Annotated in this window: 14 protein-coding genes; 7 read left to right on the forward strand and 7 right to left on the reverse strand. The window is 69.1% G+C overall.

Going from position 1 to position 13,684, the window contains the following annotated elements:
* The first annotated feature begins 63 nt into the window (after window positions 1-63).
* From ABD301_RS24485 to ABD301_RS24500, 4 genes are all read left to right on the forward strand, one after another.
* The gene (locus ABD301_RS24485) at window positions 64-1,425 is read left to right on the forward strand and encodes an APC family permease (protein ID WP_344312819.1); all 1,362 of its coding nucleotides are present in this window, start codon (window positions 64-66) and stop codon (window positions 1,423-1,425) included.
* A gap of 65 nt (window positions 1,426-1,490) precedes the next feature.
* Window positions 1,491-2,144, forward strand: a complete 654-nt coding sequence (locus tag ABD301_RS24490) for an alpha/beta hydrolase family protein (RefSeq protein ID WP_344312821.1) — start codon at window positions 1,491-1,493, stop codon at window positions 2,142-2,144.
* Between the two features lie 86 nt (window positions 2,145-2,230).
* Entirely contained in the window at window positions 2,231-3,727 is a 1,497-nt protein-coding gene (locus ABD301_RS24495; RefSeq protein WP_344312823.1) for a carboxylesterase/lipase family protein, read from the forward strand.
* A gap of 4 nt (window positions 3,728-3,731) precedes the next feature.
* Entirely contained in the window at window positions 3,732-4,949 is a 1,218-nt protein-coding gene (locus tag ABD301_RS24500) for an APC family permease (RefSeq protein WP_344312824.1), read from the forward strand.
* Between the two features lie 4 nt (window positions 4,950-4,953).
* On the opposite strand, the gene ABD301_RS24505 is transcribed toward ABD301_RS24500, so the two are convergent.
* Entirely contained in the window at window positions 4,954-5,691 is a 738-nt protein-coding gene (locus ABD301_RS24505) for a TetR/AcrR family transcriptional regulator (RefSeq protein ID WP_163573711.1), read from the reverse strand.
* 92 nt (window positions 5,692-5,783) lie between these two features.
* Here ABD301_RS24505 and ABD301_RS24510 point away from each other — a divergent pair, with 92 nt between their 5' ends.
* Complete coding sequence (locus tag ABD301_RS24510; protein ID WP_344312826.1) at window positions 5,784-7,286, forward strand: FAD-dependent monooxygenase; 1,503 nt, start codon at window positions 5,784-5,786, stop codon at window positions 7,284-7,286.
* Window positions 7,287-7,288: 2 nt separating this feature from the next.
* On the opposite strand, the gene ABD301_RS24515 is transcribed toward ABD301_RS24510, so the two are convergent.
* Window positions 7,289-7,729, reverse strand: coding sequence for a nuclear transport factor 2 family protein (locus ABD301_RS24515; protein ID WP_163573708.1), 441 nt, complete (start codon window positions 7,727-7,729; stop codon window positions 7,289-7,291).
* Window positions 7,730-7,814: 85 nt separating this feature from the next.
* On the opposite strand from ABD301_RS24515, the gene ABD301_RS24520 reads away from it, so the two are divergent.
* The gene (locus ABD301_RS24520; protein ID WP_344312827.1) at window positions 7,815-8,381 is read left to right on the forward strand and encodes a TetR/AcrR family transcriptional regulator; all 567 of its coding nucleotides are present in this window, start codon (window positions 7,815-7,817) and stop codon (window positions 8,379-8,381) included.
* A gap of 19 nt (window positions 8,382-8,400) precedes the next feature.
* Here ABD301_RS24520 and ABD301_RS24525 read toward each other — a convergent pair whose 3' ends face one another.
* From ABD301_RS24525 to ABD301_RS24535, 3 genes are all read right to left on the reverse strand, one after another.
* On the reverse strand, window positions 8,401-8,865 hold the full coding sequence (locus tag ABD301_RS24525) for an NUDIX hydrolase (RefSeq protein WP_279583304.1): 465 nt from the start codon (window positions 8,863-8,865) through the stop codon (window positions 8,401-8,403).
* Window positions 8,866-8,887: 22 nt separating this feature from the next.
* Window positions 8,888-9,256 (reverse strand): VOC family protein, encoded by a 369-nt coding sequence (locus ABD301_RS24530; RefSeq protein WP_163573707.1) that lies wholly within the window; start codon window positions 9,254-9,256, stop codon window positions 8,888-8,890.
* Window positions 9,257-9,335: 79 nt separating this feature from the next.
* Complete coding sequence (locus ABD301_RS24535) at window positions 9,336-9,746, reverse strand: winged helix-turn-helix transcriptional regulator (RefSeq protein ID WP_163573706.1); 411 nt, start codon at window positions 9,744-9,746, stop codon at window positions 9,336-9,338.
* A gap of 81 nt (window positions 9,747-9,827) precedes the next feature.
* On the opposite strand from ABD301_RS24535, the gene ABD301_RS24540 reads away from it, so the two are divergent.
* The gene (locus ABD301_RS24540; RefSeq protein ID WP_344312829.1) at window positions 9,828-11,270 is read left to right on the forward strand and encodes an MFS transporter; all 1,443 of its coding nucleotides are present in this window, start codon (window positions 9,828-9,830) and stop codon (window positions 11,268-11,270) included.
* 10 nt (window positions 11,271-11,280) lie between these two features.
* Here ABD301_RS24540 and ABD301_RS24545 read toward each other — a convergent pair whose 3' ends face one another.
* The gene (locus ABD301_RS24545) at window positions 11,281-12,573 is read right to left on the reverse strand and encodes an alpha-amylase family glycosyl hydrolase (RefSeq protein WP_163573705.1); all 1,293 of its coding nucleotides are present in this window, start codon (window positions 12,571-12,573) and stop codon (window positions 11,281-11,283) included.
* Entirely contained in the window at window positions 12,557-13,636 is a 1,080-nt protein-coding gene (locus tag ABD301_RS24550) for an FUSC family protein (protein ID WP_344312832.1), read from the reverse strand. The genes ABD301_RS24545 and ABD301_RS24550 overlap by 17 nt, the downstream gene beginning before the upstream one ends.
* Window positions 13,637-13,684: the final 48 nt, after the last annotated feature.

The raw sequence follows: 13,684 nt of genomic DNA on the forward strand, positions 1-13,684 counted from the left end.
GGTGTGACAAACCTGCCCGGAACAGGACCTAAGATCCCCTGATCACCGGACCAGGGGAGTGCTGTGGCAGCGGACGAGAAGGCCGATGGCCTGCAGGCGCGGGCGTTGCGGCCGTGGAACGTGCTGGCGATCGCACTCTCGGCGATCTCGCCGACCACGTCGGTGTTCCTGGTGTACGGCTCGGGGCTGTCCGCCGCTGGCACCGGGATCGTCTGGGCTTTCCTGATCGGCGGCGTGATCGCGCTCGGCATGGCGCTCTGCTATGCGGAGGTCGGGTCGGTCTTCCCGTCGGCCGGTGGCGCGTACACGATCGTCCGGCGAGCGCTTGGGCCGGTGTGGGGCGGTATGACCGGCATCCTGTTTTTGGTGCTGGGCCTCACGTCTACCGCCTCGATCCTGGTGGCGGCGGCGACTTATCTGTCGTCACTGATCCCTGGCGGGCTGCCGGTCGGCTGGGTCGCGCTGGCGATGATGGTGCTGGTCACCGCACTGTCGGTGGGCCGGATCAGCCCGGCGAGCTGGGTCGCGGCAGCGATGCTCGGCCTGGAACTCGCGGTCATTCTGGTCTTCACCGGCTTCGCGTTCGTACACGCCGCACCGGCCAACCACCCGTTCACCGCACCCGTCATTGCCGGCGACGGGGGAGCGCTCGGCGCGGTCGGCCTGGCTGGGCTGCTGGCCGCGGTCGTACCGGCCCTGTTCGCCTTCAACGGGTACGACTGGCCGCTCTACTTCGCCGAGGAGTCGACAGGCACCCGTCGTACGCTCCCGCGAGCGGTCGTCCTGGGTGCCGGAATCGCCGTGGTGGTGGAAATCCTGGCCGTGGTGGCGGCGACGTACGCGATCGGCGATGTGGCCAAGACGGCCGCCGACGAGTCGCCGCTCTCCCTGATCGCCCACCAGGTGATGGGCCCAGTTGGCGCGACCGTACTGATCGCCGGGGTGGTGGTGGCGATGTTCGACACCGGCCTCGCGGCGAACCTGGGCTATGCCCGGATCTACTACTCGACCGCCCGCGACGGTCTGCTGCCCGGTCCGATCGGCCGGTTCTTCGGCACCGTGTCGCCGCGGTCGAAGGTGCCCGTACGCGCCTTCGCGTTCCTGTTCGTGGGCAACGCGATCCTCTGCGTCTACAGCAGCCTTAACGACCTGATCACGTTCACCGGCGTGGTCATCGTGACGATCTACCTGCTGGTGGCCGTCTCCGCGATCGTCTGCCGGATCCGCGACCGCAGCCTGGCCCGCGCGTTCAGGATGCCGCTCTGGCCGTTGCCCCCACTGATCGCCATCGCCGGTGTCGTTATCGCGCTGACGCAACAAAAGCCGCTGAACCTGGCGATCGCCCTCGGCCTCGCCCTGGTCTCGCTCATCGGCTACTTTCTCGTACGCCGTCGCCTCCCCGTTCGCCTGCCCTCCTCGAACTAGTGTCCTGGGTTCCGCGCCGGAGCCGCCGTGCCAAATCACCGAGAGGCCACTAGCGTCTGTGCATTGTGGACGTAACTGAGCCGACCGAGATCGAGACCCCGTCCGGCATCGCCGGCGTGCACTGGCAGGCGCCGCGTGGTGCGGCCGGCCTGCTGGTGCTCGGCCACGGCGCCGGCGGCGGGGTGGACGCGCGGGACATCGTCGCGGTCGCCAAGGGCGCGGTGGAGTCCGGATTCGCGGTCGCGCGGCTCACCCAGCCGTACCGGATGGCCGGCCGGAAGGCACCCGCGCCGGCGGCCCAACTGGACGCGGCGATGGCCGCCGTGGTGGCCGAGCTGGTACGAAAGCACCGGACGCTACGCGGGAAGCCGCTGATCCTCGGTGGCCGGTCCAGCGGCGCCCGGGTGGCCTGCCGGACGGCCGCGAGCGTCGGCGCCGCCGGGGTTCTCGCGCTCGCGTTTCCGTTGCATCCGCCGGGAAAGCCGGAGAAGTCGCGAGCCGAGGAGCTGCTCGGCGTGGACGTACCGGTGCTGGTCGTACAGGGGGAGCGGGACCCCTTTGGCGCACCCGACGAGTTCCGCGCGCTGAAGCTGCCGTCGACCGTACGGCTGCATGTCGCCGCAGCGGCCGACCATGGCCTCAAGGTGCCCAAAGCGCATCCGCCAGCGCTCCCGGATGTGGTCACCACGGCCACCGCTTGGCTCGCAGCGCGGCTCTGAAAACGGCCAGGAGAAACGTCACTCCCGCGACGGTTCGAAACCGGGTTAGTGTTTGCAGGACAGGCAAAGAGATTCGAGGAGGCGGCATGGATCCGGTTGTCACGGTACGACAGGGAAAACTGCGTGGCCGGTCGCACGACGGCGTGAGCGCGTTCCTGGGGATCCCGTACGCGGCACCGCCCGTTGGTCCGGCTCGTTTCCAGCTCCCCACCCCAGTGGCCAGCTGGGACGGCGTCCGCGACGCGCTGGCTTTCGGCCCGACACCACCCAAACCCGTGCTGCCGGCCAGCCCGCTCACCGGCCTGATGCTGGACCCGGTCATCGAAGGTGACGGCTGTCTCAATCTCAACGTATGGACTCCGGACCCAGGCGGGTCCGGGTTGCCGGTGATGGTCTGGATCCACGGTGGCGCATTCCGGGTCGGCTCGTCCGCGGTGCCCTCGTACGACGGGACCGCGTTCGCCCGCGACGGGATCGTCCTGGTCAGCATCAACTACCGGCTCGGGGTAGTCGGTTTTCCGGTGTTGCCGGACGCGCCGGCCAACCTCGGCCTACGCGACCAACTGGCCGCGCTCGCCTGGGTGCAGGACAACATCGCCGCGTTCGGCGGCGATCCCAGCCAGGTGACCATCTTCGGCGAGTCCGCTGGCGGCATGAGCGTGGCCAGCCTGGTGGCCGCGAAAGCCAGTGCCGGCCTGTTCCAGCGGGCGATCGCGCAGTCCGGGTCCGGGCAGATCGGGGCATCGCTGGAGGACGGCGCGAAAATCGCGGCCGAACTGGCCACCAAGCTCGGCGTCGAACCGACCGCCGCCGCGTTCGCCGAGGTCGACACCACTGCGCTGTTCGCGGCCCAGCAAGAGATCGCGCTCGAGTCCGCGGCTGACCCGAACCCGCAGCGCTGGGGTCGGTCGATCGTGGCCGCGGCGATGCCGTTCATCCCGACCATCGACGGCGATCTGCTCTCCGACCTGCCCGTCAACGCGATCGCCGGTGGTGCCGGCCGGGACGTGGACATGATGGTCGGCACGGTGACCGAGGAGATGCGGTTCTTCCTGGTCCCGACCGGCATACTCCCGGCGGTCACCCCGGAAGCCGTCGCCGGCTACCTCCGGGGCCGCGGCTGGGACGAAAGCATCGGCCAGACGTACGCGGCGAACCGACCGGACGGGTCGTCTGGTGACGTTTTGAGCGCGATCATGACCGACACCTACTTCCGAGTGCCCACCCTCCGGCTCGCCGAAGCCCGCGCGGCAATCGGCCGGCCCGCGCACGTCTACGAGTTCGGCTGGCGGACGCCGGTTCTGGAGCTCGGCGCGTGCCACGCGATCGAGCTTGGCTTCGTTTTCGACACGCTGGACACTCCGGACCTGCCCGCCGCGCAGTCCCTGACCGGCGCCGACGCACCGCAGGCGTTGGCCGGCCGTACGCATGCGGCCTGGGTCGCTTTCGGCAGGACCGGCGACCCTGGCTGGCAGCCGTACACGCCCGATGGCCGCTCGGTGATGGTCTTCGACGACCCGACCACAGAGGTCGTCGACGACCCGCGTGGCGACGAGCGCAAGGCCTGGGACGGCCTGGTCTGAGTCGGTGACTCCCGCCCTCGCGCGCCGGCTGGGCACCGGCGACGCGGTCGTCATCGGGCTCGGCTCGATGATCGGTGCGGGGGTCTTCGCCGCCTTCCCGCCGGCCGCCCGCGCAGCCGGCAGCTGGCTGTTGCTCGGCCTCCTGTTCGCGGCGGTGGTGGCGTACTGCAACGCCGTCTCGTCCGCCCAGTTGGCCGCGGCCTACCCGGTTTCCGGCGGTACGTACGTCTACGGCCGCGAACGGCTCGGCGACGGCTGGGGCTTTGCGGCCGGGTGGAGCTTCGTGATCGGCAAGACGGCCTCCTGCGCCGCGATGGCGCTGACTTTCGCCTCGTACGCGATCACCGGGCCGTGGTGGGCGCAGCGGCTGCTCGCGGTCGCCGCTGTGCTGGCGTTGACCGCCTTGAACTACCGGGGTGTCCGCAAGACCGCGGTGGTGACCCGCCTCCTGGTCGCCGGCACGCTGACCGCGCTGGCCGTCGCGGTCGGCGCGATCCTGCTCGGCGACCCGCTCTCGGTCCACTGGCAAGGGCCTCCCACCAGCGTTTACGGCGTCCTACAGGCAGCAGGGCTGCTGTTCTTCGCCTTCGCCGGCTACGCCCGGATCGCCACGATGGGGGAGGAAGTGCGGGACCCGGCCCGGACGATCCCGCGGGCCATCCCGATCGCGCTGTTCGTCACCGTCGCCGTCTATTTCGTGGTGGGTGGCACGGTTCTGGTCGCGCTCGGCCCGACCGGTCTGGCCGAGACGACGGCACCGTTGGCGGTGGCGGCCGGCGCGGTGGGGCCGGTCGTACGGGTCGGTGCGGTGGTCGGCAGTCTCGGCGCGCTGCTGGCGCTGATCGCCGGCGTCGGGCGTACCTCCCTCGCGATGGCGCGCAACGGCGACCTGCCGCGCTGGCTGTCGGCGGTCCACGGGCGCTTCCAGGTGCCACACCGCGCCGAGATCGCGCTGGCAGCTGTCGTATGCACTCTCGTGATGACCGTTGACCTGCGCGGAGTTATCGGGTTCTCGTCGTTCGGGGTGCTCATCTACTACGCCATCGCGAACGCGTCGGCTTACACCCAGCCGGCCGCGGATCGGCGTTGGCCCCGCGTGCTGAACGTGCTTGGCCTCATCGGCTGTGTCGTACTGGCGGTCGCTCTGCCACCGCTGTCGATTGCGGTCGGATCGGCGGTTCTGGCTATCGGGCTGGGCGCGCGGTATCTCGTCCGGCGCTGACCCTTCAGCGGCGGATCGCGGCCTGCCGTACGCGATCGGCGATCAGCAGGCCGAGGCCATCCAGGATCCGCTCGAGGCCGAAGGCGAGCCCCTTGTCCTGCCCCGCGGCGGTGGCCGAGGCCATCGCCGCCAGCAGGGACGGGAAGCGGTCGCCGTGCGTACGAAGCAGGTCCGTCACCGTCGCGGCCCATTGATGCTCGGTCAGACCACGCTGGGCCGCCGGGATTGTCAGCGTCTGCTGCGCGATGCTCCGGACGTGGCCGGTCACGACCACCACCGTGTCCAGTATCTCGGAGCCGGTCAGACCGGTCGCAGTCAGCGTCCCGACCGCGCTGTCCGTCCAGCCCAGTTCGTTCGGTCCTATCGGCCGAAGTCCCACGGACGCCTCCAGGCTCCACGGGTGTTTCTCCGTGACGGTCCACAGCCGCTCGGCCCACTCGGTCAGCCGGGGCCGCCACCCGCCCGTTATCGCGGTGAGCACCGGCGGCTCGCCGAGCGCGGTGTCGAGCATCAGCGCGACCAGCTCGGCCTTGCCCGGCACGTAACGGTAAAGCGACATCGTGGTGAACCCGAACTCGCCGGCGACCCGCTGCATGGACACCGCCGCGAGGCCCTCCGCGTCGGCGACGCCGATCCCGGCGGCGGTGATCTGCTCGACGGTCAGCGCCGGTTTGGGCCCGCGGCTCGGCCGGGCCCGGTCTCCCCACAACAGCTCGATGCTGCGGTCCGCCGACTTCGCCATCCGTCGTCCTCCATCGCTGTTGACGCCCCGCACGGGAACTGTGTATAACATAAACAGAACTGCTTATGACGCACACAGTTAATGGAGCCGGCATGAAACAGAAGACGAATGCGCAGGTAGTGATAGCCGGCGGCGGCCCGACCGGTTTGATGCTGGCGGCTGAGCTGCGGCTCGGTGGTGTCGAAGTGGTGGTGCTGGAGCGGTACGCGCGGCGGACCGGCGAGTCCCGCGCGTACGGCATCCAGGCCCGAACCGCCGAGGTGCTGGACCAGCGCGGGATCCTCGACCGGTTCGCCGGAAAGGTGCACGGCAACGGTGACTTCGTCCATTTCAGCGGGATCTTCATGCCGATCGGCGACTACCCGACCCGGCACCCGTACGTGATGGGCATCCCGCAGTCCGAGATCGAGCCGGTACTGCAGGAGTGGGCGATCGAGTTGGGCGCGACGATCCGTCGCTCGGCCGAGGTGATCGGCCTGGAGCGAACCGAAGACGGTGTATCCGTACAGGTCAACGGGCCGGACGGGGACGAATGGCTGCACGCCGACTACGTCGTTGGCTGTGACGGCGGCAGAAGCATCATCCGCAAGCTCGCCGGCATCGGTTTCCCGGGCACGGACGCCACCCTGGCCGCCATCCAGGGCATCGTGAAGCTCGACAACCCGCCGGCGGGCCGGATCTGGGGCCCCCAGGGGCGTACGGACGCCGGCAACTTCATCGTCGCGCCGTTCCCCGACGGCCAGCACATGGTGATGGTCACCGAATACGACAAGGTGGTGGACCGAGACGTGGAAGTGACGATCGAGGACCTCCGGGCGGTGTGCGTACGCGTGGCCGGCCACGACTTCGGGATGCACAGCGCGGCCTGGGTCAGCCGGTACGCGGACGCCGCCCGGCAGGCCGAGACGTACCGAGACGGCCGTGTCCTGCTGGCCGGCGACGCGGCACACATCCACTACCCGGCCGGCGGTCAAGGGCTGAACCTGGGCATCCAGGACGCTGTCAACCTCGGGTGGAAACTCGCCGCCGTGATCCGCCGCGAGGCCTCTGACGAGCTGCTCGACACTTACCACACCGAGCGTTTCCCGTACGCCGAACGCGTGCTGCAAGCCACCCGCGCGCAGACTGTGCTCGGCCGACCTGGGTCGCATTCGGAGGCCCTACGGGACGTTTTCGCCCAGCTGACCAAGGTCGATGAGGTGAACCGCTACTTCGTCGGGATGTTCACCCAGCTGGACATCCAGTACGCGGTCGGGGAGGGCAGCCCGCTGCTCGGTCGCCGAATCCCGGACCTCGATCTCAAGACCGACTCTGGCGACACCCGGGTCTTCCGGCTGTTGGAAACCGCCCGCCCGCTGCTGCTCGACTTCACCTCGGGTGGCGCGGCCATTCCCGCCGGCTGGTCCGACCGGGTCGAGCACGTCCTGGTGTCAGCGGCGGACACTGTCTGGAACCTCCCAGGCGCCGGCAAGATCCCGGCTCCCGTCGGTGTCCTCGTGCGTCCAGACGGGTACGTGGCCTGGGTGGCTACGGACTCGAGTGATCTCGACTCCCTGCGCGCGGCCTTGACCACCTGGTTCGGCCCGGCAAGCTGAGGTCAGGTCTCGTCGAGCGCGGCCACCACATCCTTCAACCGGCCGGTGGCGCGGTAGGTGCCGAAAACGTCCATGTAGTCGCGCATGTCGGTGATCTCGCCATTCTTGACGGTCGCGATCAGCAAACCGTGGGCTTGGAACGGCTTGCCGGTCGGCAGCAGGGTGCCGCTGCCGACCCATTCGCCGACGAGAGTGTCCGGATCCGCCATGTCGTACGCGATGACCTCGGTGACCTCGGCCAGCTTGAGTGGCACGCCGTGCCACGCCGCGCGGTATCCGGCCCGTACTTCCTCGCGGCCGTAGTACACCGGCGGCCGACCAGGAGCGGCGAACGGGAAGTGGTGCAGGCAGTCGACGGCGTACAGGTCGGCCAGGTCGTCGGCGTTCATGTCGATCATCGCCTGGTGGTAGGCGGCGAGAACTTCGCGGCAGGACTGGGGCATGAGGGTGCACCTCTCACTCAACAAGTGTTGACTCAACGAGTGTAGAGCGAACGCCGAGATGGGTCAACGCCGGTAGAGTGAGGGGGTGACTGAGCAGCGCGTGTCCCGCGCCGACCGCCGCCGCAACACGCAGGAGCGGATCCTCGCGGAGGCCCGTGGTCTGTTCGCCGAGCGCGGCTATGAGCGGACCACGATCCGCGCGGTGGCAACCGCGGCTCAGGTGGACCCGGCGCTGGTCATGCAGTATTTCGGCTCAAAGGAAGAGCTTTTCGGCCGCGCCGTCGAAGTGCCGGAGATCCCGCCGCTGACCGGCGACCTCAAGGAGCTCACCGAAGACCTGCTGGCCAGGATCGGGATGAAGATCGGACCGATCCCGGAGGCGTCGCTGGCGATGCTGCGCTCGATGCTCACCCATCCGGAGGCGGCCGACCGGGCTCGCGCCACCCTGGACGGCCAGGTTGAGCACATCGCCGCCGCCGTACCGGCCGATGACCCGGACCTGCGGGCCGCCCTGATGCTGACCACCATGCTCGGCGTCACGATCGCGCACCAGCTCCTGGACCTGACCGCCCTGCGGGACGCCCCGGCCGACCGCATCGCCGATCTCCTCCGGCCCGCCTTCCACGCCCTCGCCACCCACCACCCTCAGTGACGGAGAGTGACAGGAGGAGTCAGCGGGAGGCTGACGCGGGTAGGCCGGTAGCGGGGCGGGTGGCGTACAGGGCCAGGGCGGTGTCGACAGCTTCGACGTGGTCGAGGGTGGGGATCTCGGCGAGCGGCACCCACGCGGCCATGTCGGTGGAGCCGCCCTCCTCGTACCGGAGGTCGCCGCCGGTGACGTGCGCGGAGTAGACGATGCGTACGTGGTGCAGCTCGACTACTCGGCCAGCTGGCCGGCCGTACTGGTTGACGGCGGAATCGACGCCCAGCAGCTCGTCGACGGCGATCGAGTAGCCGGTCTCTTCTTCGACTTCGCGGATCGCCGCGTCGTGCGGGTGCTCGCCGTGCTCGACCTTGCCGCCCGGCAACGTCCAGAGCTTCTCGCCGCCGCGGCCAACCCAGCGGGCCAGCAACATTTGCCCATCGGCGATGCACACCGCGTACGCGGCGATCCTGGTCTCCCGTGAGATTTTCATCAGGGAGAGCCTATGTCGGCCGCTACGACGAACGCAGGCAGATGCAGAACGGGTGGCCGGCCGGGTCGAGCATGACCCGCCAGCGCTCGCCCGGCTGCGGGTCGGCGAGTTTCCCACCCAGCTCGACGATCTGCTTCGCGGCGACCTCCAGGTCGTCGACGTAGAAGTCGAGGTGGAAGCGCTTGGGGGACGCGGCGTCCGGCCATGCCGGCGGCTGGTAGTCCGCGAGCCGCCCGAAGCCGATCGGCGAGACGCCTTCGGCGCCGATCATGGCGTATTCGTCCTCTTTGGCGAGGATGTCCCAGCCGAGGACCTCGTGATAGAACTCGGCAAGCGCGCGGGGGTCCGCGCAGTCGAGGTTGACCATGCACATTGTCGCGAAACCAGCCATGTCAGGTGAAACCCTTCCGATCCGACCGGGCCCAGTGCCCGACGAGGACGAGCATCGCACCCGTACCTGACAGGTTCCGTCAGGTACGGGCAGCGGCATGTTCCTTGTCGTACGCGTCCCGGGCGGCGGCGATCCGCAGCCGATGCCGTTCGGCCCAAGTTGTCAGCGTCACCAGCGAGTCGTAGAGCTCGCGCGCCATCTCGGTCGCCGTGTATTCGACCTTGGGTGGCACGGTGGGGTAGACGGTCCTGGTGATCAGGCCGTCGCGTTCCAGGTTCCGTAGGGTCAGCGTCAGCATCCGCCGGCTGATGCCCTCGATGCCGCGCTCCAGTTCGGTGAACCGGACCGGTCCACGGGTGGCGTCGACCAGGATCTGAATGCTCCACTTGCCGCCGACCCGGTCCAGCACCTCGCGCACCTTGCAGGCCTCGGTGTCCAGCAGTGCCTGGTAGCTGGCCTGCGCTGTCACATCGGTGTTCCTCTGGGACATCAAACTGCCTCCTTCCGCCGAGCCCGATGGTGACAGATGATGCACGCAGTTACAAGTCGTGCACCTTTGGAGGTAGAACCCATGACGTCCCGCTCGCGATGGCTCTCGCTCATCGTGCTGTGCGCCGGAATGCTGATGATCATCCTCGACCAGAACATCGTGAACGTGGCGCTGCGGTCGATCCAGCAGGACCTCGGCTTCACGCCGGCCGGTCTCGCCTGGGTGGTCAACGCGTACGGCATCCCGTTCGGCGGTCTGCTGCTGCTGTCCGGCCGGCTCGGGGACCTGCTCGGCCGCAAACGGATCTTCCTGTCCGGGCTGGCGCTGTTCACCGCCGCGTCGCTGCTCTGCGGCCTCGCGTGGACGCCCGGGCTGCTGATCGCCGCGCGGCTCGTGCAGGGGATCGGCGGTGCGCTGACCGCGGCCGTCGTGCTGGGCATGATCGTGACACTCTTTCAGGAACCGAGGGAGCGCGCGAAGGCGATCGGCGTCTTCAGTTTCGTCGGCTCTGCCGGCGCGTCGATCGGCATCCTCGCCGGCGGGGTTCTGACCCAGTTTGCCAACTGGCACTGGATCTTCTTCGTGAACCTGCCGATCGGACTACTGATCGGAGTCGCCGGCGTACGACTACTCGACCGCGAGTCAGGCCTCGGCCTGCCCGCTGGCGCGGACGTCGCCGGCGGCGCCCTGGTCACCGGCGGACTGATGCTCGGTGGGTACGCGATCAGCGAAGCCACCGCGGACGGCTGGGCCTCGGTGCGGGTGATCGTGCTGGGAATCGTCGCCGTCGCACTGTTGGCCGGCTTCGTGCTTCGGCAGGCCCGGGCGGCCGCGCCGCTGTTGCGGCTGCGCATCCTTGCCAACCCGGTGGTGTGGGCCAGCAACCTGGTCCAGGCTCTGTGGGCGTCCGCGCTCTTCGGCTTCCAGTTCCTGCGCGCGATCTACCTGCAGCAGGTGCTGCACTACGGACCGGTCGAGACCGGTCTCGCGTTCCTGCCGACCACCATCGCCATCGGCACTCTCTCGCTCGGTTTCTCGGCCCGGCTGACCACCAGGTTCGGCGCGCAGCGGGTGCTGCTGGCCGGCCTGGCCCTGGTCGGCGTCGCGCTGGCGCTGATGGCCTGGGGGCCCGAAGGCGGCGCGTACGTGACCGATGTCCTGCCATCGATGGTCCTGCTCGGTGTCGGGGCCGGCATGACGCTGCCCAGCACGACGACCATCGCGATGTCCGCCGCCACCCCGGCGGACTCCGGGTTGGTGTCCGGCTTGCTGAACACCACTTTGCAGGTCGGCGGGGCACTCGGCCTCGCGGTGCTGGTGTCGCTGGCGGCGGCTCGTACGAGCGGGATCGACCCAAGCGCGCAACCCTCCGCCGCAGCGCTCGTGTCGGGCTACCAATTGGCCTTCGGCATCGGCGCGGGACTGGTGCTCGCGGCCGTCGTCGTCACTGCTGTCGTCCTGACCCGCCGGCCCGCGCCGACCGCCACCACCGGCTCAGTCGCGACAGCCGGCGCTGCCCGCTAAACAGACGGAATCAATCCGCGATGGTGGTGAGAACCGTCCAGCTATGCGGTGCGACGACGGCCGGATCGACGGTTTCCGTTGCCGTTTCGGCGACTCTGAGACCGGTGAGGTCGATCGGGAAGCGGTACGGTTCGTCGCCGATATTGAGCAGGAGCAGCACCTTTTCGCCCGCGTCGCCGTCCGACCGCAGCGCCACCGCGTGATTGGTGAGATGGTCGGCGGTGGTACGGGCGCGAACCAGCCAGGGATTGCGGCGGCGCAGGCCGATCAGCCGCTGGTGCAGTCGGTAGGTCGGCCAGCCGTACGGCGCGAGGCCGCTCGGATCGGCCGGAAACACCGGCCGGATCTCGTCGTCGCCACCGACCCGGTCCTGTTTTGTTCCCTGAAAAGCCTGCTCGTCACCGGAATAGACACTGGGGATGCCGGCGACCGTGAACAGGACCGCCAGAGCGTGCCCGAGGTGCCGCTGATCGGTGAGGCGGGTGGCGATCCGGGTGACGTCGTGGTTGCCGACAAAGGTCAACGGAGTGACCGCGCCGAGAATGTCGTTGTGGCGCTTCAAAGCCCACGCCAACTCGTAGAAGTTGCCGTCGTTCAGCGAACTCCACAGGGCCTTCCACAGCTCGTACTGGGTGACCGAGTCCAGCCCGCTCGCGGTCGCATATCCCGCGTAGTCGCCGTGAATCATCTCGCCGACCATCCAGACCTGCGGATGGCGCTCTCGTACGCCCGGCAGGACCCGTGCCCAGAAATCGGCCGGCACCGCGTAAGCGGCGTCCAGTCGCCAGCCTGCCGCGCCACGGTCCAACCAGTGATTCATCACCCGCTGGACGTGGTCGGCGACCGCCGGCTCGTCGTGGTTGAGCGCTACAAGATGGTGGTGGCCCTCAAAAGTCTGATATTCACCGGTAGCGTCGCGGCGGAACCAGCGGGCCGCCGCGGGGTCGCCGGCCTCGGCCTCGATGAACTTCGCGAACGTACGGCCGACGTGGTTGAAAACGCCGTCCAGCACCACGCGCAGACCACGGTCGGCGGCGGCCGTGATCAGCCGGTCGAAATCGTCGTCATCGCCGAGCCGCGGGTCGATCCGGAAAAAGTCCACTGTGTCGTATCCGTGCGTCTCGGCGGCGAAAATCGGCCCGAGCAACAGACCCGAGCAGCCCAGTTCCACCGCATAGTCCAACCATGGTTCGCACGCGCGCAGCCGGTGCCGAAGCGGTGCACCGACCGCACGAGCTGGCGCGCCGGTGAATCCGAGTGGATAGACCTGCCACCAAATCGCGTGGTCAGTCCAGTGCGGCACGGGTGGACCTCCTTCGTACGAGCTGGGGAATGGCCGTCCACGGCAGGTAGCCGATCAACAGGGCGATCGCACATCCCAGCGCGGTGTCGAGCAGCCGGTCGGCAACGGCTTGCCAGGTCGCGCTGTGCCCGAAATCCAACAGCAGCACCACAAGAGGCGTCATGATCGTCGCATAGAGCGTGTAGTTACGGGCCTTGAGATAGGGCCGGACGGCGGCAAGGCCGGCCACCATCGTGAGGAAAAACCACACCGGCGGCGAATGCAGCAGCACCACGGAGCCCAGCGCGACGCCCAGCACGGTCCCAGTCATGCGCTCGGCGGGTCGCCGGAGGGCGCCTTCCAACCGTCGGCCCACCACGATCACCACCGTGACGGCGATCCAGGACGCCTTGGGTTGCGCCCAGATCACCCCGATCGCCTCGGCCACGGTCAGGCAGACCGCGAGCCGGATCGGGTACCGCCAGGCCGCCAGCGTCCACAACGACCGAAGGCGGCGAGCGCGATTCGGTGGAAGCGGGCTCGCCGCCACCCGCACGGGTTGTCCCGAGAGGCGGCTCGCGACCGCGTCCACCCCGAGCGCCATGAGCACCGCCCACAGCGCTCCAGCGCAGAACAGGGCGGTTAAACCGATCGGGTCAGCCGACCCGAAACCGGTAGCGATAGCCAGAAAGGTGATGAGCCGGGCAGTAGCGGTCGCGGCTTCCCGGCTGAGAGTGCCGGCGACCGTGACCGCCATCGCGACCAACGGGATCGCCAGCACGCTCACCCACCCGTGCCCGCCCAGCAGCGAGCCGGCGAGGCACCCGGCGACCGCCGTCAGAGCGGTCCAGCCCAGCCGCGGCGCCGCCCGCCAGCCGGCCGCCGGCAGGCCCGCGACGGACATCGCGCCCAGTGCGGCCAGCATGCTCTCCGGCACGTGCCCGACCCACCAGCCCACCGCGAGCAGGCCGCCCATTCCCAGCGCGGCGGCGGTCATCTGCCGCGCCGGCACCCGCACTGTGACGGACCAGCTGACGACGTCACGTACCAACGCCCGTACCGGAGCGCCCGTCTCCACCTGCATTCAACCTCCCAAGGCCGCCTCCACAATAGTACGCATCACTTAGCAATA

The organism is Fodinicola feengrottensis (genome assembly GCF_039530045.1).
GTDB classification, from domain to species: domain Bacteria; phylum Actinomycetota; class Actinomycetes; order Mycobacteriales; family HKI-0501; genus Fodinicola; species Fodinicola feengrottensis.

Coding starts and splice junctions, on each gene's coding strand:
- ABD301_RS24530 (WP_163573707.1), bottom strand. CDS start 9,256: ATGGCTGGTTTCGCGACAATGTGCATGGTCAACCTCGACTGCGCGGAC.
- ABD301_RS24495 (WP_344312823.1), top strand. CDS start 2,231: ATGGATCCGGTTGTCACGGTACGACAGGGAAAACTGCGTGGCCGGTCG.
- ABD301_RS24525 (WP_279583304.1), bottom strand. CDS start 8,865: ATGAAAATCTCACGGGAGACCAGGATCGCCGCGTACGCGGTGTGCATC.
- ABD301_RS24505 (WP_163573711.1), bottom strand. CDS start 5,691: ATGGCGAAGTCGGCGGACCGCAGCATCGAGCTGTTGTGGGGAGACCGG.
- ABD301_RS24515 (WP_163573708.1), bottom strand. CDS start 7,729: ATGCCCCAGTCCTGCCGCGAAGTTCTCGCCGCCTACCACCAGGCGATG.
- ABD301_RS24550 (WP_344312832.1), bottom strand. CDS start 13,636: ATGCAGGTGGAGACGGGCGCTCCGGTACGGGCGTTGGTACGTGACGTC.
- ABD301_RS24510 (WP_344312826.1), top strand. CDS start 5,784: ATGAAACAGAAGACGAATGCGCAGGTAGTGATAGCCGGCGGCGGCCCG.
- ABD301_RS24535 (WP_163573706.1), bottom strand. CDS start 9,746: ATGTCCCAGAGGAACACCGATGTGACAGCGCAGGCCAGCTACCAGGCA.
- ABD301_RS24540 (WP_344312829.1), top strand. CDS start 9,828: ATGACGTCCCGCTCGCGATGGCTCTCGCTCATCGTGCTGTGCGCCGGA.